Origin of the sequence: Acinetobacter sp. 5862, from assembly GCF_024494585.1 — a bacterium.
In the GTDB taxonomy this organism is placed as follows: domain Bacteria; phylum Pseudomonadota; class Gammaproteobacteria; order Pseudomonadales; family Moraxellaceae; genus Acinetobacter.
Map to the genome: position 1 here is coordinate 1 of NZ_JANHGP010000065.1, position 26,385 is coordinate 26,385.

Annotated in this window: 28 protein-coding genes, 2 tRNA genes and 2 pseudogenes; 21 read left to right on the forward strand and 11 right to left on the reverse strand. The window is 40.4% G+C overall.

Features of this window, described 5'->3' with window-relative positions:
• A tRNA-Gly gene (locus NO346_RS12890) sits at positions 1 to 76 on the reverse strand.
• A gap of 44 nt (positions 77 to 120) precedes the next feature.
• Positions 121 to 196: transfer RNA gene (locus NO346_RS12895), tRNA-Gly, on the reverse strand.
• 189 nt (positions 197 to 385) lie between these two features.
• Here NO346_RS12895 and NO346_RS12900 point away from each other — a divergent pair.
• From NO346_RS12900 to NO346_RS12920, 5 genes are all read left to right on the forward strand, one after another.
• Positions 386 to 694, forward strand: coding sequence for a BolA family transcriptional regulator (locus tag NO346_RS12900; protein WP_004665260.1), 309 nt, complete (start codon positions 386 to 388; stop codon positions 692 to 694).
• Positions 695 to 703: 9 nt separating this feature from the next.
• The gene (locus NO346_RS12905; RefSeq protein WP_256415421.1) at positions 704 to 1,096 is read left to right on the forward strand and encodes a SirB2 family protein; all 393 of its coding nucleotides are present in this window, start codon (positions 704 to 706) and stop codon (positions 1,094 to 1,096) included.
• 80 nt (positions 1,097 to 1,176) lie between these two features.
• Positions 1,177 to 2,019 (forward strand): ParA family protein, encoded by an 843-nt coding sequence (locus tag NO346_RS12910; protein WP_004665257.1) that lies wholly within the window; start codon positions 1,177 to 1,179, stop codon positions 2,017 to 2,019.
• 9 nt (positions 2,020 to 2,028) lie between these two features.
• Complete coding sequence (locus tag NO346_RS12915; protein ID WP_256415422.1) at positions 2,029 to 2,421, forward strand: hypothetical protein; 393 nt, start codon at positions 2,029 to 2,031, stop codon at positions 2,419 to 2,421.
• A gap of 209 nt (positions 2,422 to 2,630) precedes the next feature.
• Positions 2,631 to 3,221, forward strand: a complete 591-nt coding sequence (locus tag NO346_RS12920) for a LysE family transporter (protein WP_256415423.1) — start codon at positions 2,631 to 2,633, stop codon at positions 3,219 to 3,221.
• 1 nt (position 3,222) lies between these two features.
• On the opposite strand, the gene NO346_RS12925 is transcribed toward NO346_RS12920, so the two are convergent.
• Positions 3,223 to 3,861, reverse strand: a complete 639-nt coding sequence (locus NO346_RS12925) for a DedA family protein (protein ID WP_256415424.1) — start codon at positions 3,859 to 3,861, stop codon at positions 3,223 to 3,225.
• A gap of 253 nt (positions 3,862 to 4,114) precedes the next feature.
• Here NO346_RS12925 and NO346_RS12930 point away from each other — a divergent pair.
• Positions 4,115 to 4,330, forward strand: a pseudogene (locus NO346_RS12930) (DoxX family protein); the annotation flags it as partial.
• Positions 4,331 to 4,397: 67 nt separating this feature from the next.
• Here NO346_RS12930 and NO346_RS12935 read toward each other — a convergent pair.
• On the reverse strand, positions 4,398 to 5,624 hold the full coding sequence (locus NO346_RS12935) for a DUF445 family protein (RefSeq protein ID WP_256415447.1): 1,227 nt from the start codon (positions 5,622 to 5,624) through the stop codon (positions 4,398 to 4,400).
• Between the two features lie 443 nt (positions 5,625 to 6,067).
• On the opposite strand from NO346_RS12935, the gene guaA reads away from it, so the two are divergent.
• From guaA to NO346_RS12970, 7 genes and pseudogenes are all read left to right on the forward strand, one after another.
• Entirely contained in the window at positions 6,068 to 7,636 is a 1,569-nt protein-coding gene (gene guaA / locus NO346_RS12940; protein WP_256415425.1) for a glutamine-hydrolyzing GMP synthase, read from the forward strand.
• Between the two features lie 57 nt (positions 7,637 to 7,693).
• Positions 7,694 to 8,473: an aminoglycoside nucleotidyltransferase ANT(3'')-IIc gene (locus NO346_RS12945; RefSeq protein WP_004680079.1), complete on the forward strand. Its 780-nt coding sequence runs from the start codon at positions 7,694 to 7,696 to the stop codon at positions 8,471 to 8,473.
• 229 nt (positions 8,474 to 8,702) lie between these two features.
• Positions 8,703 to 9,230, forward strand: a complete 528-nt coding sequence (locus NO346_RS12950) for a PadR family transcriptional regulator (protein WP_256415426.1) — start codon at positions 8,703 to 8,705, stop codon at positions 9,228 to 9,230.
• Positions 9,231 to 9,263: 33 nt separating this feature from the next.
• Positions 9,264 to 9,569 (forward strand): DUF3861 domain-containing protein, encoded by a 306-nt coding sequence (locus NO346_RS12955; protein WP_004680077.1) that lies wholly within the window; start codon positions 9,264 to 9,266, stop codon positions 9,567 to 9,569.
• Between the two features lie 195 nt (positions 9,570 to 9,764).
• Positions 9,765 to 10,712, forward strand: a complete 948-nt coding sequence (locus NO346_RS12960; RefSeq protein ID WP_256415427.1) for a pirin family protein — start codon at positions 9,765 to 9,767, stop codon at positions 10,710 to 10,712.
• Positions 10,709 to 11,118, forward strand: a pseudogene (locus NO346_RS12965) (OsmC family protein). Before NO346_RS12960 ends, NO346_RS12965 begins: the two are co-directional and overlap by 4 nt.
• A gap of 95 nt (positions 11,119 to 11,213) precedes the next feature.
• Positions 11,214 to 11,867: a glutathione S-transferase family protein gene (locus tag NO346_RS12970; protein ID WP_087536710.1), complete on the forward strand. Its 654-nt coding sequence runs from the start codon at positions 11,214 to 11,216 to the stop codon at positions 11,865 to 11,867.
• 61 nt (positions 11,868 to 11,928) lie between these two features.
• On the opposite strand, the gene NO346_RS12975 is transcribed toward NO346_RS12970, so the two are convergent.
• The 7 genes from NO346_RS12975 to NO346_RS13005 form a co-directional block, all read right to left on the reverse strand.
• The gene (locus tag NO346_RS12975; protein WP_256415428.1) at positions 11,929 to 12,534 is read right to left on the reverse strand and encodes an SPOR domain-containing protein; all 606 of its coding nucleotides are present in this window, start codon (positions 12,532 to 12,534) and stop codon (positions 11,929 to 11,931) included.
• A 193-nt stretch (positions 12,535 to 12,727) separates the two neighbouring features.
• Positions 12,728 to 14,527 (reverse strand): arginine--tRNA ligase, encoded by a 1,800-nt coding sequence (argS, locus tag NO346_RS12980; protein WP_256415429.1) that lies wholly within the window; start codon positions 14,525 to 14,527, stop codon positions 12,728 to 12,730.
• A gap of 159 nt (positions 14,528 to 14,686) precedes the next feature.
• Complete coding sequence (locus NO346_RS12985; RefSeq protein ID WP_256415430.1) at positions 14,687 to 16,564, reverse strand: M48 family metallopeptidase; 1,878 nt, start codon at positions 16,562 to 16,564, stop codon at positions 14,687 to 14,689.
• 129 nt (positions 16,565 to 16,693) lie between these two features.
• The gene (locus tag NO346_RS12990; RefSeq protein ID WP_005218850.1) at positions 16,694 to 17,614 is read right to left on the reverse strand and encodes a Dyp-type peroxidase; all 921 of its coding nucleotides are present in this window, start codon (positions 17,612 to 17,614) and stop codon (positions 16,694 to 16,696) included.
• A 164-nt stretch (positions 17,615 to 17,778) separates the two neighbouring features.
• On the reverse strand, positions 17,779 to 18,588 hold the full coding sequence (znuB, locus tag NO346_RS12995) for a zinc ABC transporter permease subunit ZnuB (RefSeq protein WP_005218849.1): 810 nt from the start codon (positions 18,586 to 18,588) through the stop codon (positions 17,779 to 17,781).
• A 3-nt stretch (positions 18,589 to 18,591) separates the two neighbouring features.
• Positions 18,592 to 19,380 (reverse strand): zinc ABC transporter ATP-binding protein ZnuC, encoded by a 789-nt coding sequence (znuC, locus tag NO346_RS13000; RefSeq protein WP_042862439.1) that lies wholly within the window; start codon positions 19,378 to 19,380, stop codon positions 18,592 to 18,594.
• Positions 19,353 to 19,850 (reverse strand): transcriptional repressor, encoded by a 498-nt coding sequence (locus NO346_RS13005; RefSeq protein ID WP_256415431.1) that lies wholly within the window; start codon positions 19,848 to 19,850, stop codon positions 19,353 to 19,355. The genes znuC and NO346_RS13005 overlap by 28 nt, the downstream gene beginning before the upstream one ends.
• A gap of 216 nt (positions 19,851 to 20,066) precedes the next feature.
• On the opposite strand from NO346_RS13005, the gene NO346_RS13010 reads away from it, so the two are divergent.
• The 8 genes from NO346_RS13010 (at position 20,067) to atpG (ending at position 26,373) form a co-directional block, all read left to right on the forward strand.
• The gene (locus NO346_RS13010) at positions 20,067 to 20,906 is read left to right on the forward strand and encodes a metal ABC transporter substrate-binding protein (RefSeq protein WP_256415432.1); all 840 of its coding nucleotides are present in this window, start codon (positions 20,067 to 20,069) and stop codon (positions 20,904 to 20,906) included.
• Between the two features lie 171 nt (positions 20,907 to 21,077).
• Positions 21,078 to 21,476 carry an ATP synthase subunit I gene (locus NO346_RS13015; RefSeq protein WP_256415433.1) on the forward strand — a complete coding sequence of 133 codons (399 nt, stop codon included), beginning with the start codon at positions 21,078 to 21,080 and terminating at the stop codon, positions 21,474 to 21,476.
• A 100-nt stretch (positions 21,477 to 21,576) separates the two neighbouring features.
• The gene (atpB, locus tag NO346_RS13020; protein WP_256415434.1) at positions 21,577 to 22,452 is read left to right on the forward strand and encodes a F0F1 ATP synthase subunit A; all 876 of its coding nucleotides are present in this window, start codon (positions 21,577 to 21,579) and stop codon (positions 22,450 to 22,452) included.
• Positions 22,453 to 22,534: 82 nt separating this feature from the next.
• A complete protein-coding gene (atpE, locus tag NO346_RS13025) occupies positions 22,535 to 22,780 on the forward strand; it encodes a F0F1 ATP synthase subunit C (protein WP_000424060.1) in 246 nt (81 codons plus the stop codon).
• A gap of 39 nt (positions 22,781 to 22,819) precedes the next feature.
• Positions 22,820 to 23,290: a F0F1 ATP synthase subunit B gene (locus tag NO346_RS13030; RefSeq protein ID WP_004665208.1), complete on the forward strand. Its 471-nt coding sequence runs from the start codon at positions 22,820 to 22,822 to the stop codon at positions 23,288 to 23,290.
• Positions 23,291 to 23,302: 12 nt separating this feature from the next.
• Positions 23,303 to 23,839: a F0F1 ATP synthase subunit delta gene (locus tag NO346_RS13035; protein ID WP_004905545.1), complete on the forward strand. Its 537-nt coding sequence runs from the start codon at positions 23,303 to 23,305 to the stop codon at positions 23,837 to 23,839.
• A 42-nt stretch (positions 23,840 to 23,881) separates the two neighbouring features.
• Positions 23,882 to 25,426, forward strand: coding sequence for a F0F1 ATP synthase subunit alpha (gene atpA / locus NO346_RS13040; RefSeq protein WP_087544534.1), 1,545 nt, complete (start codon positions 23,882 to 23,884; stop codon positions 25,424 to 25,426).
• A 77-nt stretch (positions 25,427 to 25,503) separates the two neighbouring features.
• Entirely contained in the window at positions 25,504 to 26,373 is an 870-nt protein-coding gene (gene atpG / locus NO346_RS13045) for a F0F1 ATP synthase subunit gamma (protein ID WP_004665202.1), read from the forward strand.
• Positions 26,374 to 26,385: the final 12 nt, after the last annotated feature.

The following is a 26,385-nucleotide window of genomic DNA, read 5'->3' on the forward strand; positions in this document are numbered from 1 at the left end:
TGGAGCGGGAAACGAGACTCGAACTCGCGACCCCAACCTTGGCAAGGTTATGCTCTACCAACTGAGCTATTCCCGCATATTGAGCAGTTTTTACTAAAACTTACACTTAAAAAACCAAACTGGAGCGGGAAACGAGACTCGAACTCGCGACCCCAACCTTGGCAAGGTTATGCTCTACCAACTGAGCTATTCCCGCGTGCCGCTTATAATACATTAAGCAAAACAAGGGTCAACAACTTTATGCAAATAAATTAATTAATTGCATAAAATTAAAGCATTTCTGTGATTAAAAAAGTTAAAAGGCAAGATTTTGTACAAAATTTTCTCTTCATCTAGGGTCATGTATACTAAGGCACTATCACAATCTGACTTTATAGAGTGGCTGATGAAATTAGAGCAACAGTTGATTGAGCGTTTGCAAACTTTAACACCGACCCATTTGGAGGTACTGAATGAATCGGCTGGGCATGGAGGCTATTTCCCAGGAAAAGAATCACATTTTAAAGTGATTGTGGTGAGTGAAGAGTTTCAGGGTCTACGTTTAGTACAGCGTCATCAAAAAATCTATGCTGTGGCGGCTGAACTAATGAGTCCTGGTAAAATTCATGCTTTAGCAATTCATGCTTATGTTCCTAGTGAATGGCAAGGTCAAGCGCCAGCCAGTCCTGAATGTGCACACGCACCTAAAAGTTAAGGATGGATCATGGACGCACATTTACTCACCAAAATTATTCATATGTCCGCTGTAAGTTTGCTGATTATTGCTTTTGTTTTTCGTGCAGCAGCTTTATTTGTTGGTGTTCAGGATCAGCAGCCAAATCCAAAGGGATTTAAAGCACTCGTTGGCTTACAACATTTATCACTGACGCTGATTATTGTGACAGGTGCTATTTTAGTGGTGATGAAAAACTTTGAGGTCGCGCCTTGGTTTTATGCCAAAGTGATTCTCTTTTTTGTACTTTGGTCATCTTTAATCAAAATTTATAAAAAAGACAACAGTGTGTTGTTACCACAGCGCCGTGCAGGTTTGTTGGTCGGTACAGTGGCATTGGTTGGTATTATTGGCTTAGTCATCATTAAACCTGTTTTTGCGTAATTGTTTGACATTGTTTTAGTAATTGTTTTTGCACTAGGTTAAACTGCGTGCAGTTTACAAAAATCTTGTAGAGGGAAATCATGTTAACTCGTGTGGTATTTAACCAAAAAGGTGGTGTAGGGAAATCAAGTATTACAGTCAACTTAGCTGCAATTAGTGCTAAACAAGGTTTAAGAACTTTGGTGATTGATCTTGATCCACAAGCAAATTCAAGCCAGTACCTTTTAGGTGAAGATGCAACATATTCTGCTGACAAAGCAGCACTAGAGCCAAACATTGAAAATTTCTTTGAAGATATTTTGGGAAGCACGCAGCAAAAGGGCCTGATTGGTAATGCAATTGGTTCAATTTTGAAAGCACCACGTGGTAAGGGTTTAGAAAGTTACGTTCATCGCTCATCTTTTGAAAACTTAGATGTAATTCCTGCAAGTCCAAGTCTTGGTGCTTTGGAGCATGCATTAGAAAGTAAGCACAAAATTTATAAGTTACGCGACTCGATTCAGTCCCTGAGTGCGCGTTATGACCGTATTTTTATTGATACTCCTCCAGCGTTTAACTTTTTTACGTTATCAGCATTAATTTCAGCAGACCGAGTATTGATTCCTTTCGATTGTGATGTCTTCTCGAAACGCGCGTTACAAACTTTGATTGAAAATGTACTCGAAACCCAAGATGATCATAATGATCGCTTGGAGATTGAAGGAATCGTCGTAAATCAATTCCAGTCTCAAGCAAAGTTACCGCGTGAAGTGGTTCAGCAATTAAAAGATGAAGGTTTGCCTGTTTTAGAAAGCATGTTACCGCCATCCGTGTTGATGAAAGAATCACATCAAAAGAATTTACCCTTGATTCACTTGGCATCAGAACATAAGTTGACCTTAGCTTACGTCACTTTATTTGGTGAGATTGAATCAAAAAAATAAGAGAATCTTATGAAACGCTTATATTGGATGCCTGTGGTAGCACTCAGTATGTTATTAGGTGCTTGCGCATCAACGGTTAAGCCGTCTTATGTTTCACCAACTCAGTACCAAGCTTTAAACTGCCAACAGTTGCAAGCTGAATATAATCGTATTCAACAATACATCGATAATGGTGTGCAGACACCTAAACGCACTGGGGTTGGTGTCGGTATTGGACTTGGTGGTGGTTGGGCAAGAGGCGGTGGTTGGGGAATTTCGCCAACAATCTCATTAAATATGGGCCAGTCGATGAACACCAAGAACACCGAGCTCGCTAACTTATTAGGTCAGCAGGATGCAATTGTGCAAGCTGCACAGTTCAAAGGTTGTACAATTGTGGTCAAGCCACGTTCAAAATCATAAGTTGAAATTCATTTATCACTGTAATTTACTACAGTGATAAATAACTAAATTTTAGCAAAATATTTCAAGATAAAAATATATAAAACAATATCTTAATAATATTTATATTCATTTCTTTAATTTTTATAGCCTAATTTTCTCCTCTAAATTTGTTTTTTTACTTCAAATTCGTTTAAGGTGACGAGCATATTTTGTCATCTGGTCTGTCTATGATTGAAAGTTGGTTTTTTGTTTTGGCGATGTTGGCGGTGTTATTAATACCCGGTCCAACCAATGCATTGCTCGCCAGTGCAACTCATCAACAAGGCGCTTTTAAGACGATAATCTTCATTCCAATTGAATGGTTGGGATATGTATATGGCATAAGTTTGTGGGCATTATTTATTCATCTCTTTGAGCCGATTTGGCCAGCTTTAGATGTGATTTTACATACGGTGAGTTTAGCAGTGGTACTTTGGATGGCATTTCATCTTTGGAAAAGTGCGCATTTGCAAAAATATGATCAACGCCATCAGAAGATACGTAAGACAAAATTGTTTAGCGCTACTTTAAAAAATCCAAAAACAGTGCTTTTAGCGGCAGGTATTTTTCCTGTTGAAACATGGAATTCGATTGAAAATGCAGTGCTGGTTTTTGCGATTTTTAGTGTGATTTTAATCCCTGTAAGTATTTTTTGGATGTACTTCGGACGAGCACTTTTGGTTGGGAGTATCAATGGAATTACAGCCGACCATTTATATAAAGGGTCGGCAATGTTATTACTGATCTGTATGTTGCCAATGATTTTTCGATTATTTTAATTTATTGAGCTTTACGCTCATTGAGTTTTTGCCGAACAAAACCAATAACACCCGGCAAGATACTGATGATAATAATGCCAAAAATTAAATGGGTGAAGTTATCTTTAACGATTGGCATATTACCAAAGATATAACCTAACGTAATAAATGATGCGATCCAACAAAAAGCACCAATTACGTTATAGGTGAGGAAAAATTTATAATTCATACTGCCTGCACCTGCCACAAATGGTGCAAAAGTACGTGCAAACGGAACAAAGCGGGCAAAAATAATGGTTTTACCGCCATGACTTTGGAAGAACTGCTGTGTTTTGAGTAAATGTTGTTGATTGATGAATCGTAAATTCATTTCGAATACACGTGGGCCGATATAACGCCCAATATGGTAATTTACGGTATCACCTAATACTGCGGCAATAAATAATAAAATACCGAGTACCCACGGATCCATCGCACCAGTTGATGCTGCTAGTGCACCCGCAGCAAATAATAAGCTATCTCCGGGTAAAAAAGGCATCACTACGAGACCCGTTTCCACGAAGATAATTAAAAATAAAATGGCATAAATCCATACGCCATAATTGGTAATAAATTCTAAAAGGTGTTCATCAACGTGCAGAATAAAATCAATAAGTTCCATGAAGCTGTTAACAGTATGAATTTGAGCTAAATCGTAGCAGTGCCTCTGGGGAAAGTCAGTATAAAAAGCAAAATAATTGGTAACTTTACAATGTGGTTGAAAAATAGTGCGGATGCGGCTAAAAAGACTTTTTTGTTGCAAATATGGAATGATGTATTCAAAAATATGCTGTTTATTGCAAAATAAAATATTCCTACACTGGTGTCATGTTAAAAAACAAACAGTATGGAACTGATCATGTTTAATCCGAATGTTATTATTTGGTTTTCAGGCACGCTTTGCAGCCTTTGGACTGGCTATTTTCAGCATTATCACTGCATTTATCTTCCACAGTGCCGATGATCAGGCGCAACACATCAACTTTATGAAAAATCTGGCCATGTCAGGTGGCCTGTTTTATTTAATGCTGCATGGCGCAGGCCGTTTGAGCCTTGACCACGCAATTGAAAAGGTTGCCCATACCCATTAAATAACTTCAATTGATATAAAAACAGGGAGCCAATTGCACCCTGTTTTTACTGGTATGGATTTTAGATTTACAGCATAAAGTGAATTTGCATTTCCCCAACAAGGAAGCCGAGTACTGCACCGACAATAATCAATGACCATTCATCTTCTTTAAATGCAGGGCGGAGCATACCTTCAAATTCTTCAGGACTGAGCTGTTGCATCCGCTCTACCAAGGTATTGCGAACATCCATGGCATCTTCAGCATAGGACTCTACATAACGCATGGTTTCTGGTAGTTGCTGTAAGATACGCTCAGCGACTTCTGCCTTGATATTTTGATATTTTTCACCACCAATCGCATAAACAACCAATGGACGAACAATACCTGCCTGTAGGTCAATTTCTTGTTTGACATGGCGACTGACAAGTTCGATGACTTTATCTGAATTTGTTCCAGAGAAAAGCTCTTCCATCATATTACGGGATGTGAGTAATTGTTTAGAAATGAGCGCTGCATAGTCTGCCGCGACTTCATTTTGACGCTTGATGAACAAACCTTGCCATGTGTAGCCCAAAATCTTCTTTGGGTACAATGGTCTAAACATCATTTGTAAAGCCATCCAGTCACTGAAAAAGCCGACAAAGCCACCGAACATTGGCAGCATCCAAGGATATTTTCCTTGAGTGACCACCCAACACAACATTTGTACAACACCGATCGCAAAACCAAAGACAAAGCCGACATTACTAAAGAACTTAAACTCTTGCTTACCGACTTTTTTGAAAATTTCGTTGAGAAGACGCTTATCTTTGAGGAGATTGCTAATCACCATGTGTTTGATGTCAAAGTATTTGATCACATCTTTTTGCACTTCGCCCATGATATGTTCAACAATCTCAGGGGCTTTGGCTTGAACTCGCTTAATTAATTTCTTTCGTGCGAACTCAGGCATACCTTCCCATAAACCCGGTTGATATTGCTGTGCAACTTCACGGGTAATGTCTTCGGCAGCAGCCATTAATGGTTTTTCAATTTCTTGAGCAATCCTTTTCGGATCCAGTCTGGCAAAAATTTCTTGGGGCTGAATTAACTTTGAGGTCATTAACTCAACGGCTATGGTCGCCATTTTTTCAGCTTTTCGCGGGACGATGCCTTGCCATCCGATTGGAAGACCAAATAACCTGAGTCCCTTAAATTCAAGTGGTGCAAACATCATTTGAATGGCAATAACTTTCGTTACATAGCCAATAAAGCCACTAATAAATGGGATCGAAATATATAACCAGAAATTCTGTTGAAAATCCGCAATCATTTCTTGAAACATTATTTTATTGGTCCTTCAAGTCCTAATTGTTGCTCGTGATAGGGCAAGCCATAGATGATAGTGAAATATTTTAGAATATTGACTGAGCCAATATCTTTTAGGCTTTTAGTTACCTTTTTATTTTTCCTCTTTCCAAGGATAGTGCAGTCGCACAAAAAGGAAACGATGATGCCGACTGCATACCTTTCCGTGGTAATGCATATTTTCGACTCATCATCTTAGCACCAATTTTTGCTTTTTGTTGATCAGAATCAGCAAGAATTGTTGATTTAATTCTCTTTTCCAACACGTGCTTGGGGAATTTTAGTTTAAATATCAGTCGCAATTGATCATACCTGCTAAAAAATAAGATAGATGATGAATTGCGGTGCGCCAAAGCGTGAAAAATGTTAGAATATGGCGCTTAATTCATTTGCCTTTAATGTTTAGCCATGACGACCAATACTCAAATTACTGAAGATCGTATCCTTATTTTGGATTTCGGCTCTCAATATAGCCAGCTGATTGCACGTCGCGTACGTGAAGCGGGTGTTTATTCTGAAATGTATGCTTTCGATATGTCTGAAGAAGACATTCGTGCGTTTAATCCGAACGGGATTATTTTGTCAGGTGGTCCTGAGAGCGTACATGAAGAAGGTAGTCCACGTGCGCCACAAGTTGTATTTGAACTTGGTGTACCAGTATTGGGTATTTGCTATGGCTTACAAACCATGTCTGAACAGCTTGGTGGTAAAGTAGAACCAGGTACGGTTCATGAATTTGGTTATGCTGCTGTTGATGTATTGGTACGCGATCAATTGTTGGGTGATCTCAATGATGGTGACGACAAGCTTAATGTTTGGATGAGTCATGGCGATAAAGTCAGTGTGATTCCTGAAGGTTTCTCTGTTACTGCAAGCACACCAAGCTGTCCATTTGCCGCGGTAAGTGATGAAGCACGTCGTTTCTATGGCGTTCAATTCCACCCTGAAGTGACCCATACGGCGAAAGGTGAAGAATTACTTTCTAACTTTGTTCATAAAATTTGTGGTTGTCGTGGTCTTTGGACACCTGAGCACATCATTGATTTACGTGTAGAACAATTACGTAAACAAATCGGCGATGAAAAAGTTCTTTTAGGTTTATCAGGTGGTGTTGATTCATCTGTAGTCGCAGCATTGTTGCATAAAGCGATTGGCGATCAGTTAACGTGTGTATTTGTAGATAATGGTTTACTTCGTTTAAACGAAGGTGATCAAGTTATGCAAATGTTCGCAGAGAACATGGGTATTCGTGTGATCCGTGCTGATGCTGAACAGCGTTTCTTAACGGCATTAGCGGGTGAAGTTGATCCTGAGAAAAAACGTAAAATTATTGGTCGTGAATTCATCGAAGTTTTTGCTGAAGAAGCACGTAAACTTGATGGTGTAAATTTCCTTGCACAAGGTACGATTTACCCAGACGTGATCGAATCTGCTGCAACTAAAAATGGTAAAGCACATGTGATTAAATCACACCACAATGTGGGCGGTTTACCAGAAGATTTAGCTTTTGAATTGGTTGAGCCGATTCGTGATTTGTTTAAAGATGAAGTACGCCGTCTAGGTACAACTTTAGGTTTACCACATGAAATGCTTTATCGTCACCCATTCCCAGGTCCAGGTTTGGGCGTGCGTATTTTGGGTGAAGTGAAAAAAGAATATGCGGATATTCTTCGTCTTGCGGATGACATCTTTATGCAAGAGCTTCGTGCAAGCGGTTGGTATGATAAAACTGCGCAAGCATTTGCGGTATTCCAACCTGTAAAATCGGTGGGTGTTGTTGGTGATGGTCGCCGTTATGCATGGGTGATTGCGCTTCGTGCGGTTGAAACAGTTGACTTTATGACAGCTCGTTTTGCACATCTCCCTTATGATCTTGTAGATAAAATCTCAACGCGTATCATGAATGAAATCAAAGATGTTTCACGTGTTGTATATGACGTTTCATCTAAGCCACCAGCTACGATTGAGTGGGAATAAGACCAAGGGCAGGATGAAAATCCTGCCTTTTTTATGCGATTAGCAAAGAGGTAAAGCATGTCCGAAACCTTGCAACTGGAACAGTTAACAGGATATTTACAGCAGCTTTTGGGTGAATCTCTCTTTGCCATTTATCTATATGGATCAGCTGTTGATGGCGGGCTAGGTCCAGAAAGTGATCTGGATATTTTGGTTGTGGTGAGTCAAGCACTGACACTTCCGCAACGACAGCAACTGGCAGAAACCTTATTACAAATTTCGCATCCGATTGGTGCTGCGCAACGTGCACTTGAAGTCACCATCGTACGCAAAGACCATATTCTTTCGGGAAGTTATCCACTCAGCTATGAACTACAGTTTGGGGAATGGTTGCGGGATGAGTTAAGCCAAGGCGATATGCTTAGCGAACATGCAGACCCAGATCTGAGTATTTTACTGAAGAAAGCACAACTACATCATCGTAGCTTGTTTGGACCAAGTTTGACGCAGTGGTCAGTTGAAATTCCGGATCAGCAACTCTGGCAGGCGATGGCAGATACCTATCCATCGATAGTGGCACATTGGGATGAAGATGCGGATGAGCGTAACCAGATTCTGGCCTTATGCCGTATTTATTTTAGTTTGGTGACGAATGAGATTGCGCCTAAAGATCAGGCTGCGCAATGGGTGATTGCTCAGTTACAACCGCAACATCAGCCTGTTTTGCAGCGAATGGTGCAAGAATATAAAGGTGAGATTGAAAAGCAAAACTGGCAACAACAGCATCATGCTTTACAGCCTGTTGTTGATTTCCTGTCTTCAAAAATTGATGAACGGTTTAAACAGAAAAAAGTTTGATCAAATAATAAGATTTGAAAAAATGAATCTTATTGGAAGTAAAGTCTATTGTTAAAGAGTGCTGATGCACTCTTTTTTATTACTTAATCTTTCTGAAGATCTATTTAAAAAAATAAATAAATTATTCAGTATCAAAAGCTTAAAAATTAAAGATATATCTTAACTTGCTATAAGACTATTTAAGATATATCTTAATATGCATAAATTGTGCAATATGAGAAAAATAAAGATGAGACATCAATCAAATCATCATGAAAGCGAACGTGATACACATCATCGGGAACATCACCGAACAGGCCGTCGTGGACGTTTGTTTGAATCAGGGCGAATGAAGCTTTTGGTTTTACATTTAATTCAGCAAAGCCCCAAACATGGTTATGAAATTATTAAAGAAATTAGTGATTTAGTGGGTGATGGCTATACACCGAGCGCAGGAACAATTTACCCAACTCTCACCAGTTTACAAGAAATGAACTATATTTCTTTGCTCGATGCCGAGCGTAAACAATACCAAGTCACTGAATATGGCGAAACCTACCTGAAAGAGCAGCAAGAAATGTTGACAGCCTTATTGGAAAAACTACGGATTCGACGTGAAATCCATAACAACGATCAACTGATAGAGATCCATCGAGCAATGGAAAATCTAAAAACAGCATTACGATTAAAACTCAATATCGCCGATCTACAGCAAGAACAAATTTATCAAATTGCTGAAAAGATTGATCAAGCCGCAATTGCGATTGGACGTTTATAAACACCTTATCCAATATTAATTTAGAGAAAACTTATGAAACAACATCAATACCATGTCACCGTACAACATTTAAAAGATGCGAAAGGACAAGCATCAACTTATACCGAACGTTTAGAGTTTTATACTGGAAATCATGATGATATTTTTCAGATCGTTGGGCGTTTGAAAAAAGCTGAGTTGTTCGATGATCAAACCACAAAATCTTTTGCGGTGGGGCTAAAACTTTTTAGTGAAGTGATGCTCGAAAATAAAGATCATCCACTATTCGAAGAATTCTTGCCGCAGTTCGGCCAATTTATGAAGAATCTAAAGCAGCATGTAAAGAAACAGGCTGAATGAGTATGGGGACAAATGGCATGCAACAAACAAAGAAGAATTTCTTTACTAAATTACCCGCAAAAGTTGAATAATAATACAGATTGTCTCATGCATAGCACTCTGCGTATTACCAAAAGACTATATTGAATACTGTTGATATTGTTAAGATCAATAAAACAACTCATTGCAATAGCATAGGTAAAAGAGAGTAATATCATGAGTAATAATAACAATTACGATATTTCTGATTCAAAAGATTGTGAAACTTATATCAATCAGTTTATTCAAGAATTTAGGATTCGCTCGGCGGAAATTGGTAAGGGCACAATCATTAAGCGAGCCTTGCCGAGTCGTCAGAAGCGTTTGGTGGGGGCATGGTGTTTTCTGGATCATGCAGGGCCAGTGAGTTTTCCCGCTGGAGATGGTTTGGATGTAGGACCGCATCCACATATTGGTTTGCAGACTTTTACATGGATGATTGAAGGCACCATGATGCACACCGATAGTCTTGGTTCAAAACAACTGATTCGTCCTAAGCAAGTGAATTTAATGACGGCGGGGCGAGGAATTTCTCATACCGAAGTTGCACCAGATACAGAAACCAAGATGCATGCAGCACAGCTTTGGATTGCTTTGCCTGATGACAAGCGCAATATGGAGCCAAAGTTTGAGCATTATCCAGAACTACCGGTGGTCAGTAAGGATCAGGTTGAATTTACCATTTTAGTAGGGGATTTTCTTGATATGGTTTCTCCTGTGCAAGTACATACACCTTTGGTTGGTGTGGACTTAACTGCACAAGCGAATACTAAAACCCGTATTCCACTCAATCCAAACTTTGAATATGCTTTTATGGCACTTGAAGGCATTGCTCAGGTCAATGGGCATGAACTCAATGCCGATAATATGGTGGTGTTGGAAACGGGGCTGACTGAAATCGCAGTTGAACTGACTGAAGGTCATCGTGTGTTACTCATCGGTGGTGAACCGTTTGAGTCGCCAATTTTGCTGTGGTGGAACTTCGTTGGACGTACGATGCAAGATTTACAGCAAGCACGAGAAGATTGGATCAATCATGATGCCCGTTTTGGTGAAATTCCTGATTATCAAGGGAAGCGTCTCGAAGCACCTGTATTACCAGAGCAAATAAGGGCTTCAAAATGAGTGTGATTGCGAGTGCAAAAGTTCAGGCTTTAGCCGAATCGTGGAAAGGAGTGGAAAGGAGAGGTGACAAGTGCCTCACATCAATTTCTCACAGATAAACCAGAATCTTTTGGAGGGCATGATACAGGGCCGGCGCCCTATGATTTTTTGACCGCAAGTTTAGCATCGTGCACGATGATTACCTTACGCATGTATGCGCAGCATAAACAAATAGACTTGGGCGATTTTCGGTGTTGAAGTTGATTTTCATACCAACCGCGAACAGCAAGAAAAGATGATACGTCGTATTATATTTGAGCAGATTCCATCACCAGCGTTACAAGAGAAGTTGCTGAATGTATGTAGTAAAACACCAGTGACGAAAACTCTGTTACGCAGTTTAGACATACACACCGTGATTGTTTGAGACTAAAATGCTATTGTGCTTGGGCAAATCATAATTCTAAACGTAACTGTGAGAGGGATTCATACAGCAGTTGCGTAGACAAAGCAGGCACAAAAATGATTACCTTACATTACCTACAATGCTCACGTTCGTTCCGTATTTTGTGGGCATTAGAAGAGCTTGGTATGGACTACCAAGTTGAGTATTATCAGAGATTACCTAGCTACGCAGCTCCTGAAAGTTTGAAACAGATTCATCCGCTAGGTAAAGCACCAATTCTGGTGGATGATGAGAATGTCATTGTGGAGTCGGCTGTTATTTTGGATTATCTGCAACAGCAGTATGATGTTAAACAACAGTTCAAACCGCAGCAATTCAAAGATCAGCTCCAATACTCGTATTGGATGCACTACGCTGAAGGCTCTCTCATGCCTTTATTGGTGATGACTCTCGTCATCAATAATGTGAGTAAGCATGTTCCGTGGATTATTCGACCTGTTGCTGAAAAAATTACCGATGGCGTGAAAGCTGGCTTTGTGCGCCCTCGAATGAAAGAACATATGCTATATCTGGAGCAGTATTTGGGAGAGCATGATTATTTTGCTGGAGCTTTTTCTTTTGCAGATATTCAAATGGCATTTCCACTGATTGCGATTCAAAATCGACTACACGGGAAATATCCCAACATTCAGGCTTTTGTCCAGCGTATTCAGCAGCGTCCAGCGTTTCAGCGAGCTGAGCAGAAAAGTTTAAATTCACAGTGCGCATAAATTTTCAAACATGAAAAAAGGGAGAACAACTGGTTCTCCCTTTTTTCATTCATGAAGATTTTTATCGTTTAATTACAATTGAATCAATGCCACTGTGTTGTAAGGTTTGTTGAGCAGCAAGTGCTGCATCTTGGCTATCATAAGGACCAGAGAAAACACGATACCATATTTGCCCATTTTCAACCGTTTTTATAACATCGGCAGATAAACCATTCAGAATAATTTCTGCACGACGTGCATCAGCACTGTCAGGATCAGGATAGCTACGTACTTGTAAGATATAACTGGCTTGATCTGGTGCAGTTGGTTCAGTCGAGGTGATCGTTATTGGATCTTCAGTGGTCGTTTCAGGTTTTGGTGATTCAATAATCACGACATTACCTTGTTGTTTGGTTTCAGGGACAGCCTGTTCAGGGATTGGAGTAACTTGTTGTTGTGGCAACAAATCGTAGAAACGATAATCTTTGTTGGTATCTTCTTCTTGATAATGATCGGAGGTTACCTGATTTTTTGCTGGAACAGGTTGCCATGGTTGCCATAGCATGAGCATGACACCAACACATAGAATCGCAAGAATCGCGACAAGCATTCCCAACCACTTTGGAATAAGTGGTTTTTTCGGCTTGTTTGGTCGTTCAGATACACCACGTTGCGTTTTTCCAAACACCTGAAATTCCTCTTGATCCTATTAGATTATTTGTAACTTGAATCTGGTTAAAAACAAAGCATTATGTTTGAAAATAATGCTTTGTTTAAGATATTGCCGACCAATGATAAGCTAAGTTTAAAAGTAGATCTGTATAGCGTTGTTAACAACAGGATTTCAGATTCAAACTTTTTATTGCAACTGTGTGTATTGATTACATCGCTTCAGGAGCAGATACACCCAGTAACTCTAAGCCATTACGTAAAACTTGTTGTACGTTAATTGAAAGTAATAAACGCGCTTGTGATAAAGGAATATTTGTTTCATCAACAAATTTAACGCCATCTTGAGCATACCATCCATGAAATAGCGCAGCTAAGTCTTTTAGATAATTACCAATTTGATGTGGTTCGTAGACATTCGCAGCACGAATCAAAATTTCAGGATAAGCTGCTAATTTAGCGAGAATCTCTGTTTCAGTCTCTAATGCTAAGAGATTAGCAACTTGGCGAGCAGATGCGACATCAAATGTAATGCCTTTCTCTTTCGCGCGGTTCAAAATGCTATTTACACGTGCATGGGCATACTGAATGTAGTACACCGCATTGTCTTTGCTTTGAGAAACGGCAAGGTCTAAATCAAAGTCGATATGTTGTTCAGATTTACGCATCACGTAGTAGAAACGTGCCGCATCGTTGCCGACTTCTTTACGTAGATCACGTAAAGTCACGAATTGACCTGAACGAGATGACATTTGTACCATCTCGCCACCACGCCATAAACTCACGAATTGAACTAAAAGAACAGTCAGTTTCTTGGAGTCGTAACCCATTGCATCAATCGCAGCTTTTACACGTGAAATATAACCGTGGTGATCTGAACCCCAAATATCAATCAGATCAGTATAACCACGTTGTAGTTTATTCAAATGGTAAGCAATGTCAGATGCAAAATAAGTGGTTTGGCCATTACGACGTTTGACCACACGGTCTTTCTCATCGCCAAATTCAGTTGATTTAAACCAAATATTGCCATCTTTTTCATAGAGAAAGCCACGTTGATCAAGCGTCTCAAGTGCTTCATCAATTTTTTCGGTTAGCGAAGCTTCGCTAAACCATTCATCAAAAGTCACGCCAAAGTCAGCAAGGTCATCTTTGATATCATCCAAAATGGCATGTAAAGCCGCTTGGTGAAATACGCGATAGCCCGCACCCAACTGTTGTTGTGAATTGGCGATTAAGCCATCAATGTGTTTTTCTTTATCACCAGACAGAATAACTTTATTGCCTTCGGCATCGAGTTCTTCAGCATATTGAACATCTTCAGGCACATCGTTGTAAATGTCAGCAACTGGACGAACGTGTGCATCGCCATCTTTATCAATAATGCTTTGTGCGATTTCTTTAACATAGTCGCCTTGATAGGCATTTTTAGGGAAAACAAGCGTTTGCCCAGTCAATTCTAAATAACGTAAATAAGTTGATGTTGCCAAAATATCCATTTGGCGACCTGCATCATTGACATAGTATTCACGGTCAACTTGTGCACCTGTTGCTTCTAAAAGGTTGGCAACAGTCATGCCGTAAGCTGCACCACGACCATGTCCCACATGCAGACTAGATGTTGGGTTTGCAGAAACAAATTCGACTTGGATTTTTTTAGCTGCATTGGCTTGGCTGCGTCCATATTGGTCTTTTTGTGCTTGAATTTGATCAAGTACAGCGAAGCGTTGGTCTGCGTTTAGAAAGAAGTTAATAAAACCAGGCCCTGCGATTTCTGCTTTTGTAATGTCAGCGACTTCAGGTAGTGCTGCTAAGATTTTTTCAGCTAAATCACGTGGTTTCATTCCCGCCGCTTTGGAACCAATCATGGCGATATTTGAGGCGAAGTCTCCGTGACTTCGGTCTTTGGTACGGGTTAAATGGCTCGTGTTTGTCCAATCTGAAGGAAGTACCCCTTGTTGTTGAAGGGATTGTACCGCATGATCAAGAGCTGCTTGTATTGCCGTATTCATAGTTACCGAAATAAATGTCGCGGAAAAACGTCAAATATAGCAAATTTTAGTGGCTTAAGGGGAGAGTCATTGCAGCTGAATTAACATATTCCTATAAATCTTTCGAGTTTATTGATTAGAGATGTTGTACTTACAACACCTCTTCTCTTGTATTATCAATTAAAGAATACGAGAACCTTTAATCCATCGCATTTTGCGACCAAATTTATAATTATCACCTTCAATACTTAAAATTAAGACGGCTTGATCTAATGGCATCTTACTTTGAATTTGTTGTAAAACATCCTCAATTCGCTTTTTATTGGTGAACTGGTACCAACGAGTCGTTGAAAATGCCAAGACATAACAGGGTAAATGTGTCAAATAATCAACTTTCTTTTTGACGAAATATGCTTTCTTTAAATCCTTAATTTTGCTTAACGCATCTATGAGCTGTTCTAACTCGATTGAGCTTAAATCATGCGGAGTGAACTTATTGTTTAAGTGAAGTTGATTTCGCTCTTGCTGTGCAAAACTCTCTAATTCAAGACGTTCTACAAGTAAGTGGTGATAATGTTGTGCTTGATCTGGTTGTCCTTGTTGCCAATAAAAATCACGTAGTCTTTCATAGCAAGTTGTCATCATGAATTCATTGAGTTCTGCGGCACGAATCATGTAGACACAACCTTGATCATCATTTTTTTCTAATAATGCTCTGCCATATTCCAAACAAATTTCAGCATGTTCTGGTGCTTTTTCATGAAGTGCTGCCAATTGTTGACATGCTTGCTCTGTTTGTTTGGCAATAAAGAGCGTGAGTTGAGCACGTTCAAATGCTTCATCAATATTCAAATCATCGGTCTGTTGTTTTTGATCAAGTTCGATAAGGCGCTGTTTGCCACCTTGAATGAACTGGTATCTTTCTTGCCATGAAGACGAAATATTATTTTGCCACATTTGGTCAAAAGTGGCGGTTACTTTTTCGAGTTGCTTGCCAAGTAGGCGATCTGCACGTTGTTCAGCAGAAGGATATTTAAACTCAGGAACTACCCCGATTGCTTTTAAACGATCTTGTAATGATGGATGCGTATCAAGATGCGTTGTCATTTGTTGCATCGACACTGACAACCATGCTGTAGTATTTTCTTTCTCTAATTCATGTGTCAGAGCATGGGTGAGATTAAAGAAAGGTGTCATCACTGGTTGTGGCATATCATCCGCATGTTTATAAATTTCAGTCCAATATTTTTCATCAAGATATTGGCTAATAATACTCACAGTGATTAATGCCTCGGCTGTAGATTGCGAAGAGGTTAGTTGAACTGCGATGGCATCTGCTTCATATTCATTTGCCTGTGCAAGAGGGAAAGAATAAGCCGTAAAGTACGGGACAAAGCGATTGAGAAAAGGTCTAAATAAGAAGTCTCCGCGGCTTTGATTCTGTTCTAATACCTCGACTAACTGCGTCCAACGAATACGTTGACGATAAATCCAGTTTGAAAATTGTGCATGATTTTTCGCGAGATGACCAAATTCATGAGCTAGAACCGCAGTAAATTGAGCTACGGTTAAGGACTTAAGTAATGGCAACCCTAACAATAAATAATTTTGAGAAGAGCCTAAACCCAGAAAACGCGGGATTTGAACAACGCCAGCATTTAAGTCTTCTACGATAAGCACTTTATGAAAATCAGGTGCATTGAGCTGTTGTTGTAATTTATGAATAATCTCAAATAATTCAGGAGCATCTGTAGCAGTAATTGCATAACCCTGAGGTGGTATTTGCTTAACCCACAAAGATCGTAAAATGACCCAAATAAAAAAACCAACGATTAGAATGAGTTTAATTGCAAAAGCTTTTAAAAATAGAATCGACATCAGTAATAAGGGAATGAGGGCTAATAAGAATAAAATCATGATTCCTATATATAAATTTCCTAAAATAGCCAGCATAAATACTTTTAATTGATAGGCTTTAGGATTTTTTTTGATTTTCTCTTGTAGCTTGAGAATGAGCTTTTCAAATCTTTCATTTTCTGAATATTGCGTATTGTTCATATTTTTTCTTTAAACTGATTATGATTTAAATAATTCTCTTTGCAGCATATTAGATCGAGTTGGATGCGATTTATGCTGCAAAGTTTTTTTATTATATTGAAGAAATTTTATTCTTTTCAATTCTAAATTTTATAATTCAATAACTTCTTCGAGTAATTCATCACTTGGTGCGAAATAATATGCCCCATCAATCGCAGTAGTGAAATGCAATAAACGGTCATGAATACCATCACCTGTGGTACCAAACATTCGTTTTAACATGACATCAATAATGCTCAAATTGTTGGTATAGGCAACAAAAAATAGACCTTGTTCACCTTTACCATCACCATAAGGCAAACTGTGACGCAAGATTTCCATTTCTTCGCCATCCTCATCTTCTACTACAGTACGTGCGACATGCGAATTTTGGGGTTTGATGTCATCATCAAGTTCAATAGATTCAAGTTTGGTACGTCCAAAAACATGTTCTTGAGCATCGACTTTGAGTTGTTGCCATTTTGCTAAATTATGAATATAGCGCTGTGCGAAAATAAAGCTGCCATCTGCAAAAGCCCCTGCTGTTTCTGCAAGGAGGGCAGCTTCAGCACGGTCATCTGGAAATTGAGGATTCTCTGTACCATCAATAAAGCCTGTCATATCACGACCATCAAAGAAACGGAAGCAAGCACGCTCATCTAAAACATCGACTTTGCTTTGAATGCCATTGAAGAAAGCTTGACTGATCGCAAAGCAAATATCAGCACGAGCACTCGCAATGTGTATAAATACATCCGCGGGAACCACAGGCATGTCAAAAGCCCCTTGTTGAGGGTCAAGCTGTCTAAAGTCTTCAGGTGTCTGAGAATAAAGCTTTGACCAAAGCTCAGGACCAAAGGCAATCGCTGTTTTAATTTGATCGTTAGGATGTTGGGTAATAAGACGATCACGGGTTGAGAGCAGAGCTTCAATCTGCTGTTTGAGTTCAGAAATACTTAAATCTTTTAAACGCAAAACAATAAAACGGGCATGATCAGAAGGTAATGGAAGAATGACGGATTGAGCAGTCATGAAGCTCTCCTTAGTTCGTTATTTTTAAATGATACAAAGATATGATTTTGCCCGATGTGAGCAGTGCTTAATAGCTTATTTTTTTACGATTTTTACGATATTGGTGATCGTTAAAATAATAGTCGACATAGCATCCAAGTATTGGATGCTAAGATTGGAAACATTTAATTGGTTTTAAAATTCGGTAAGAATTTTTGTACTGCAAAAATAACTGCGAAGCAAAGCGCCATACATAAAACGATACTGAGACCTGTGGCAATATTTAACGCCGCACTAGACCATAAGCCAACCGTCACACCCAATTGAGCCAGTAAAAATGCCCAAATCACCATTTGTTTAGGTGAATGTGCAAGTAAGCGTGCACTTAGTGCAGGAATCACCAGTAATGCACCCATAAGGAGTGAGCCGACAGCGCGGAGCGCAAGTACCGTAAATAGCGCCAATAACAGCATGAAAATCAAGCGTTGCCAATTGGCTCTTACCCCTTCACTCATTGCAATATCGGGATCAATTGCAATTTGAATTTGTGCAGACCATGAGCGATACAAAACGATAAGTGAACCTACAATCACGACCGCAAACATGGGTAAATCAGACCATTCAATACTAAGAAGATCGCCAAATAAGTAGCTTAATAATTCGGGACGTAAACTCGGAATATGCTGAATTAATAACAAACCAGAGCACAGTAATGTCGCTGAACTTAATGCGAGTAGGGCATCATTAGGGAGGCGAGAGTCATGCAGTACCCATAAAATACCAACCAGTAAAGCAGCCAGAAAGGCGACCCCTAACCAAAAGGGTAGGTGTAGTAAGGCTGCAATAGCGACGCCTAGTAGCGTGCCATGTGCCATGGTGTCAGCAAAAAAAGACATTCTACGCCAAAGCATTAGACAGCCGAGAGGTGCTGTCAGAAATACCAACAGTGACCCCATAATCCAAGCAGGTAATAGTAGTTGTAACCATTCCATCATTGCTTAGACCTTTGGTTCAGGGTGAATGTGTGGGCGTGGATCATGAGAACAGGGTTCCGCATGATCGCTATGTCCACAATGATTGTGATGATGCTGATAGAACATTCGTTGCGTACCAAAAATCGCTTGGTATTCGGGATGCTGCTGAATACTTTCAGGTAGACCACTACAACAAATGTGTTTATTCAGACAAACGACGCGATGCGTGCCTTGCATTACCCATTGTAAATCATGTGAAACCATCAATACCGCACAACCGTAGCGTTCAGGTAGGCTTCTAACATAGTCGTAAAGCTCAGCTTCTGATTGAATATCCAAACCTTGCATGGGTTCATCAAGCACTAGGATATCGGGTTGGCGGAGTAGTGCACGTGCCAGTAAAACCCGTTGTCGTTCGCCACCTGAGAGTTGTTGTACTTTAGAGGCTTGTAATTTTTGAATGCCCGTATCTCGGATAATTTCTTCGCGTAAATCAGCGGCACAAATTTCTAAATCCAGTAAATCTTGAACCCGTAATGGAAGACTGGCAGACGGATTAAATTTCTGTGGAACGTAAGCGAGTTTTAATTTCTTAGAAAAGTGTACCTTGCCTTTATTGGGTGACATGATGCCGAGCAGCACTTTAATTAAAGTTGATTTACCTGCACCATTTGGACCAATTAGCGTAACAATTTCTTTTGCCTGTAATGCAAAATCAATATTTCTTAAAATATCTCGTTCGTCACGTCGAACAGAAATATTCTCCAACTGAATCAGTGGAGTGCTCATTGGCGTGTGTTGCACTGATGACATTTTCCAGAAATTTCAATAATGCTGTGTTGGGCAGCAAATTGGTCAGAAGCAGCAAGTTGATCGAGCTGTTGAATTAATCCTTGCGCTGAAGCCTCTTTCACTGAATGACATTCAGTGCAGATCAGAAAAGCAGCTTGGTGTCCTTCACGTGGGTGGCAACAAGGAATATAGGCATTGATCGAGGTAAGTCGATGAATTAAACCTTTTTCTAATAAGAAGTCTAAAGTTCGATAAACTGTAGGTGGGGCAGCAGGGCGGTCTGCTTGACCTTTTATTTTAGCCAATAAGTCGTAAGCGCCCATTGGAGCAGAAGCATTTAGAATGAGTTCAAGCACTTCTTTACGTAAGGGTGTTAAGCGAGCGCCAACTGCAGTACACAAAATTTCTGCTTCAGCAATGCGAGCCTTAATATCGTGATGACCGTGAACACCATGTAAAGCATTGTCATGTCCATGTGAACAAGAACTCATAGGTAGACCTCATTGTTTTTGTAGAATCTATTGCTTTTCATGCGCTCATCGCCTTTATGATATTGCAATAGACCCATTATCATAACATGCAATTCAATTTAACCATCTATATAAGTTGAACCTCGGCAGGCGAGTGCGACAAATCTAAAAAAGACATAGGTGTTTTTTAACTTTTGTTATATTATAACACGGTTCGCTGAGTTGAGTAATGTTGTGATGTCCCGCCTAATTGTATTTGTTTTCTTTTCAATGTTAAGCACATGGGGATGGACTCAAAGTTTAGTTGTTTCAACGCATCCAATTTATTTAATTGCTAAAGAGGTTACAGCAGGCATAGAAGAGCCTGTTCTGTTACTTGGCGATCAAACTGGGCATGATGTACAACTCACACCCGCTCATCGTAAGGCGATTCAAGATGCTTCGCTGGTATTGTGGTTAGGTAAAGTACATGAAGCACCTTTAGATAAGTTGCTTAATCAAAACCCTAAAGCAATTGCACTTTTAGATTCCGGTATTTTAACGATTTTGCCTCAACGTAGTTTACGCGGTGCTGCATTGGCAAACACTGTAGATAGCCATGTCTGGTTAGAGCCAAACAATGCAGTGCGAATCGCTTTCTTTATTGCAACTTTACGTTCACAACAATATCCAGAAAATAAAGCCAAATACATGGCGAATGCAAAACAGTTTTCGCAACAAATGCTGCAGGTTTCACAGCAATATGAAAGTTCCAATAAAGCAAAACCTTATTGGTCTTATCATGATGCCTATCAATATTTAGAAAGAGCGCTCAATTTGAAATTTGCTGGAGCATTGACTGATGATCCTCATATTGCACCAACAGTAGCTCAAATTAAATTCTTAAAAGATAGTCGCCCTAAAACACAAATGTGCTTGTTGGCTGAAACATCAGCAAGTCGTGGTCAATATCAAAAGCTAAATCCAGTCGTGTTCCAACCAGTTGATGAAAGTATGCGTGGTGAAGATAATTTTGTTGCTGCATGGAAAAAATTGGCTTTAAAAACCGATAAATGCGTATTAAGTACACAAAACTGATGAGAAAAATAAAAAACCAGTTGACTCTATCGTCAAAAAATGGACCAGCGAAAAAAACAGACTTAAGTCGAGAAAAGATTGCATGTTCAGGGGTGTAACTCTATAATGCCTGCGATTCGAAACAATCATGATTAAAACTTGTCAAGCAGTTATGCTGTAAGTGGGTAAAAAATGAGCCGAACTAGTCGCTTGATTGACCGACGATTAGCAAAAGCTTTGGTCTTCTTACAGGCGTGTATGATTCCTGTTGCAGCTTTGCTTGCATGGATGATGAAAGACACTACTGCTGCCCTGAGTGCTGCGCTTGGAGCGCTGGTTTGTTGGTTGGCGCATTGTTATTTTGCCTGGCAGTCGTTTAGGACAGCAGGCGCAAGAGCATCAAAACAAGTCATGCTGAATATGTATCGGGGAATGCTCGGTAAGTTTGCAATTGTGATTGTGGGTTTTATTTTGATTTTGAGCAATGTCAAGCCGTTGTCAGCGGTGGCATTGTTTTGTGGATTTATCCTCGTTCAGGCCATGTCGTGGGTCGCACCATTCTGGGTGTCACGTCTCCAGCAACGAGAATGAAACACATTTTTGAGATTTTTGGAAGTAGAAACGAGATTATTGCAGTACGCATGGTTCGTTTAACTTCTTTTTAATGATTGACATTGACCAGGTGTGATTTATGGCTGCTGAAGAACATGCCCTGACTTCGACCGAGTATATCAAGCATCACTTGACCAATATGACCTATGGCAAAATGCCTGATGGTACATGGAAATTGGCTGAGACTGCTGAAGAAGCTCAATCGATGGGGTTCACTGCAATTCACTTGGATTCAATGGGTTGGTCTATCGGACTTGGTGTTATTTTCTGTTTGTTATTTTGGACAGTTGCGAAAGCTGCAAATGCTGGCGTTCCAACTAAATTCCAATCTGCAATCGAAATGATTATCGAGTTTGTGGACTCAAGTGTTCGTGATACTTTCCACGGCAAATCACGTTTAATTGCTCCTTTATCATTGACCATCTTCGTGTGGATTTTCCTCATGAACGCAATGGACTTGATTCCTGTAGACTGGATTCCTTTCCTAGCTCAAAAGATTGGTGCAAACGTGTTTGGTATGGACCCTCACCACGTTTATTTCAAGGTTGTTCCATCTACAGATCCTAACATTACCCTTGGTATGTCATTGTCTGTATTTGCACTGATCTTGTTCTATAGTATTCGTGAAAAAGGGATCGGCGGTTTCGTCGGTGAATTGGCACTTAACCCATTTAACCCAAGTAACCCAGTTGCAAAAGCGTTATTGGTTCCAGTGAACTTGATTTTGGAATTAGTAACTTTTCTTGCTCGACCAGTTTCGTTGGCTCTACGACTGTTCGGTAACATGTATGCGGGTGAGTTAATCTTCATCTTAATTGCGTTATTACCGTTCTGGATTCAATGGGCGTTATCTGTGCCTTGGGCTATTTTCCACATTCTTGTAATTACGTTGCAAGCATTCATCTTTATGATGCTGACCATCGTTTACTTGAGCATGGCAAGCGAAAAGCATTAATGGTATTGCCTAATTATCAATCGATGGTTAGGCTTAAATTTTAGTTTAATTTGGTAATAACCTAACCTCTGAGGAATTTTTCATGGAACTCACTTTAGGTCTAGTTGCAATTGCATCTGCTATCTTGATCGCTTTTGGTGCTTTAGGTACTGCGATTGGCTTCGGTCTTTTAGGTGGCCGCTTTTTAGAAGCTGTTGCTCGTCAACCGGAATTGGCTCCACAACTTCAAACTCGTATGTTCTTAATTGCGGGTCTTCTTGATGCTGTGCCTATGATCGGTGTTGGTATTGGCTTGTTCTTCATCTTCGCTAATCCATTTGTAGGTTAATAGCTTAATTCCTAAATCCACATATTGAGGAATAGCGAAATGAATATCAACCTCACATTGATTGGTCAAGCGATTGCATTTGCGTTCTTTGTCGCATTCTGCATGAAGTTCGTTTGGCCACCACTAATCAATGCGATTAGTGAGCGTCAGCGTAAAATCGCTGATGGCTTAAATGCTGCTGAAAAAGCAAAAGCTGACCTTGCTGATGCGCAAGCACAAGTTAAGGCAGAATTAGACGCAGCAAAAGCACAAGCGGCTCAATTGATCGAACAAGCGAACCGTCGTGCAGCACAATTGGTAGAAGAAGCGCGTACCCAAGCATCTGCTGAAGGTGAGCGTATTCGTCAACAGGCGAAAGAAACTGTTGATCAAGACATCAATGCTGCTCGCGAAGAATTACGTCAACAAGTTGCTGCTTTGGCAGTTGCTGGCGCAGAAAAAATTCTGAACCAACAAGTTGACGCAGAAGCTCATAATGCCATGCTGACTCAGCTGGCTGCTAAACTTTAAGCGAGGCGAAATATGGCTGAACTCTTGACGTTAGCACGCCCGTACGCCAAAGCAGCATTTGCTTATGCATCTGAGCAGAATGCAACTGACGCTTGGTCAAATGCGTTACAACTGCTCAGTGCTGCGGTGCAAGACGAAGCATTTTCCGCTTATTTAAATCGCCCTGAGCTGACTCCTGCGGAACAAGTAGGTCTTTTTGCGAAAGTTTTAGGTGAAGATCAATCTCAATCAGTGTCTAACTTTTTGACACTTCTTGCAGATAACGATCGTTTAGTTTTATTGCCTGAAATTGCTGCAGAATACGAATTACTTAAATCGCAGAACAACAACACGTTGGAAGTGGAGATTGAATCTGCTTTTCCAATGGATGCGACACAAGAGCATATTTTAGCTCATGCGCTTGAAAAACGTTTTAACAGAACTGTACATGTGACTGTTAGCGTTAATCCAGCGTTAATCGCAGGTGTTGTGATTCGTGCAGGCGACCAAGTGATAGATGACTCTGCGCTTAACAAGCTTGAAAAAATGCGGACTCGTCTTCTTGCCTAACAGCAAAAAGACTGAACTTAAAAAAGATTGAGGAATAGCGCAATGCAACAACTGAATCCATCCGAGATCAGTGCGCTCATTAAACAGCGTATCGGCGATCTGGACACCAGCGCGACCGCTAAGAATGAAGGTACCATCGTTATGGTATCTGACGGTATCGTGCGTATTCACGGTCTTGCGGATGCAATGTACGGTGAAATGATCGAATTCGACGGCGGCTTATTTGGTATGGCACTGAACCTAGAACAGGATTCAGTGGGTGCCGTTGTTTTAGGTAACTACCTAAGCCTTCAAGAAGGTCAAAAAGCTCGTTGTACAGGTCGTGTATTAGAAGTTCCAGTAGGTCCTGAACTTCTTGGCCGTGTCGTAGACGCTTTGGGTAACCCAATTGATGGTAAAGGCCCTATTGATGCAAAACTAACTGATGCTGTTGAAAAAGTAGCACCAGGCGTAATTTGGCGTCAATCAGTCGACGAACCTGTTCAAACTGGTTATAAATCAGTTGATACCATGATCCCTGTAGGTCGTGGTCAGCGTGAGTTGATTATTGGTGACCGTCAAACTGGTAAAACAGCAATGGCGATCGATGCGATCATCGCTCAGAAAAACTCTGGCATTAAATGTGTATACGTTGCGATTGGTCAAAAACAATCAACAATTGCAAACGTTGTACGTAAGCTAGAAGAAACTGGCGCTATGGCGTATACCACTGTTGTCGCAGCTGCGGCAGCTGATCCTGCAGCTATGCAGTATTTAGCTCCGTACTCAGGCTGTACAATGGGTGAATACTTCCGTGACCGCGGTGAAGATGCGTTAATTATTTATGATGATTTGTCTAAGCAAGCTGTTGCTTACCGTCAAATTTCATTGTTATTACGTCGCCCACCAGGTCGTGAAGCGTATCCAGGTGACGTATTCTATCTTCACTCACGTCTTCTTGAGCGTGCTTCGCGCGTTTCAGCTGACTATGTTGAGAAGTTCACGAACGGTGCAGTAACTGGTCAAACTGGTTCTTTAACTGCGTTACCGATTATTGAAACTCAAGCGGGTGACGTATCTGCATTCGTACCAACCAACGTAATTTCGATTACTGACGGTCAGATCTTCTTAGAAACATCATTATTCAACGCAGGTATTCGTCCTGCTGTGAACGCGGGTATCTCGGTATCGCGTGTTGGTGGTTCTGCTCAAACTAAGATCATCAAAAAATTGTCTGGTGGTATCCGTACTGCTTTAGCACAATACCGTGAATTGGCTGCGTTTGCTCAGTTTGCTTCTGATCTTGATGAAGCAACGCGTAAGCAACTTGAGCATGGTCAACGTGTAACTGAGTTAATGAAGCAAAAACAATATGCTCCTTACTCAATTGCTGACCAAGCTGTGTCTGTTTATGCATCTAACGAAGGCTATATGGCTGACGTAGAAGTGAAGAAAATCGTAGACTTTGATGCTGCGTTAATTGCTTACTTCCGTTCAGAAAAAGCTGCGTTAATGCAACAGATCGATGAAACTGGTGATTATAACAAAGACATCGAAGCAGCAATCAAATCAGGTATTGAGAGCTTCAAAGCGACTCAAACTTACTAAGTTTACCTTTAGTTAAGTTTGGTTCACGGATCAACCTTCGAAAGCTCGAAAGGGCTTTCGAATACTAGGTTAAGCGTATGGCAAATTTAAAAGAAATTCGCGCCAAAGTAGCTAGTATCAAGAGCACGCAAAAGATTACTCGCGCGATGCAAATGGTAGCTGCTTCTAAAATGCGTCGTGCGCAAGAGCGCATGGCTCAGGGCCGTCCGTATGCCGATAATATGCGCCGTGTAATTGCTCACTTAGTTCAAGCAAACCCTGAATACAAACACCGTTATATGGTTGACCGCCCAGTTAAGCGTGTTGGCTATATCGTAGTGTCTTCAGATCGTGGCTTGGCGGGTGGCTTGAACATTAACTTGTTCAAGAAAGTTGTGCAGCATGTCAAAGCACAACAACAGCAGTCAATTGAAGTTGAATTTGCTTTGATTGGTCAAAAAGCGGTTTCGTTTTTTAAGAATTACGGCGGTAAAGTGCTTGGTGCAACGACCCAACTTGGCGATGCGCCGAGTTTGGAACAGTTAACTGGCTCTGTACAGGTTATGCTTGATGCATTTGATAAAGGCGAATTAGATCGTATCTACCTCGTTTCAAATGGTTTTGTCAATGCAATGACTCAACAGCCTAAAGTAGAACAACTTGTTCCTTTAGCACCAGCGCAAGCAGGCGATGATCTCAACCGTACTTATGGTTGGGACTATATCTACGAACCAGAAGCAGAAGAATTGTTAAATGGTTTGTTGGTTCGCTATATCGAGTCTATGGTTTATCAAGGTGTGATTGAAAACGTTGCATGTGAGCAATCTGCTCGTATGGTCGCGATGAAAGCAGCGACGGACAACGCAGGACAATTGATTAAAGACCTACAACTCATTTACAACAAGCTGCGTCAAGCCGCGATTACTCAGGAAATTTCCGAGATCGTTGGCGGTGCCGCTGCCGTTTAACATTATTAAGTT

Bases quoted from the DNA above. Each gene is read 5' to 3' on its own strand.
- NO346_RS12900 (WP_004665260.1), top strand. From the start codon at position 386: ATGAAATTAGAGCAACAGTTGATTGAGCGTTTGCAAACTTTAACACCG.
- NO346_RS12905 (WP_256415421.1), top strand. From the start codon at position 704: ATGGACGCACATTTACTCACCAAAATTATTCATATGTCCGCTGTAAGT.
- NO346_RS12910 (WP_004665257.1), top strand. From the start codon at position 1,177: ATGTTAACTCGTGTGGTATTTAACCAAAAAGGTGGTGTAGGGAAATCA.
- NO346_RS12915 (WP_256415422.1), top strand. From the start codon at position 2,029: ATGAAACGCTTATATTGGATGCCTGTGGTAGCACTCAGTATGTTATTA.
- NO346_RS12920 (WP_256415423.1), top strand. From the start codon at position 2,631: ATGATTGAAAGTTGGTTTTTTGTTTTGGCGATGTTGGCGGTGTTATTA.
- NO346_RS12925 (WP_256415424.1), bottom strand. From the start codon at position 3,861: ATGGAACTTATTGATTTTATTCTGCACGTTGATGAACACCTTTTAGAA.
- NO346_RS12935 (WP_256415447.1), bottom strand. From the start codon at position 5,624: ATGATTGCGGATTTTCAACAGAATTTCTGGTTATATATTTCGATCCCA.
- guaA (WP_256415425.1), top strand. From the start codon at position 6,068: ATGACGACCAATACTCAAATTACTGAAGATCGTATCCTTATTTTGGAT.
- NO346_RS12945 (WP_004680079.1), top strand. From the start codon at position 7,694: ATGTCCGAAACCTTGCAACTGGAACAGTTAACAGGATATTTACAGCAG.
- NO346_RS12950 (WP_256415426.1), top strand. From the start codon at position 8,703: ATGAGACATCAATCAAATCATCATGAAAGCGAACGTGATACACATCAT.
- NO346_RS12955 (WP_004680077.1), top strand. From the start codon at position 9,264: ATGAAACAACATCAATACCATGTCACCGTACAACATTTAAAAGATGCG.
- NO346_RS12960 (WP_256415427.1), top strand. From the start codon at position 9,765: ATGAGTAATAATAACAATTACGATATTTCTGATTCAAAAGATTGTGAA.
- NO346_RS12970 (WP_087536710.1), top strand. From the start codon at position 11,214: ATGATTACCTTACATTACCTACAATGCTCACGTTCGTTCCGTATTTTG.
- argS (WP_256415429.1), bottom strand. From the start codon at position 14,527: ATGAATACGGCAATACAAGCAGCTCTTGATCATGCGGTACAATCCCTT.
- NO346_RS12985 (WP_256415430.1), bottom strand. From the start codon at position 16,564: ATGAACAATACGCAATATTCAGAAAATGAAAGATTTGAAAAGCTCATT.
- NO346_RS12990 (WP_005218850.1), bottom strand. From the start codon at position 17,614: ATGACTGCTCAATCCGTCATTCTTCCATTACCTTCTGATCATGCCCGT.
- znuB (WP_005218849.1), bottom strand. From the start codon at position 18,588: ATGATGGAATGGTTACAACTACTATTACCTGCTTGGATTATGGGGTCA.
- znuC (WP_042862439.1), bottom strand. From the start codon at position 19,380: ATGTCATCAGTGCAACACACGCCAATGAGCACTCCACTGATTCAGTTG.
- NO346_RS13005 (WP_256415431.1), bottom strand. From the start codon at position 19,850: ATGAGTTCTTGTTCACATGGACATGACAATGCTTTACATGGTGTTCAC.
- NO346_RS13010 (WP_256415432.1), top strand. From the start codon at position 20,067: ATGTCCCGCCTAATTGTATTTGTTTTCTTTTCAATGTTAAGCACATGG.
- NO346_RS13015 (WP_256415433.1), top strand. From the start codon at position 21,078: ATGAGCCGAACTAGTCGCTTGATTGACCGACGATTAGCAAAAGCTTTG.
- atpB (WP_256415434.1), top strand. From the start codon at position 21,577: ATGGCTGCTGAAGAACATGCCCTGACTTCGACCGAGTATATCAAGCAT.
- atpE (WP_000424060.1), top strand. From the start codon at position 22,535: ATGGAACTCACTTTAGGTCTAGTTGCAATTGCATCTGCTATCTTGATC.
- NO346_RS13030 (WP_004665208.1), top strand. From the start codon at position 22,820: ATGAATATCAACCTCACATTGATTGGTCAAGCGATTGCATTTGCGTTC.
- NO346_RS13035 (WP_004905545.1), top strand. From the start codon at position 23,303: ATGGCTGAACTCTTGACGTTAGCACGCCCGTACGCCAAAGCAGCATTT.
- atpA (WP_087544534.1), top strand. From the start codon at position 23,882: ATGCAACAACTGAATCCATCCGAGATCAGTGCGCTCATTAAACAGCGT.
- atpG (WP_004665202.1), top strand. From the start codon at position 25,504: ATGGCAAATTTAAAAGAAATTCGCGCCAAAGTAGCTAGTATCAAGAGC.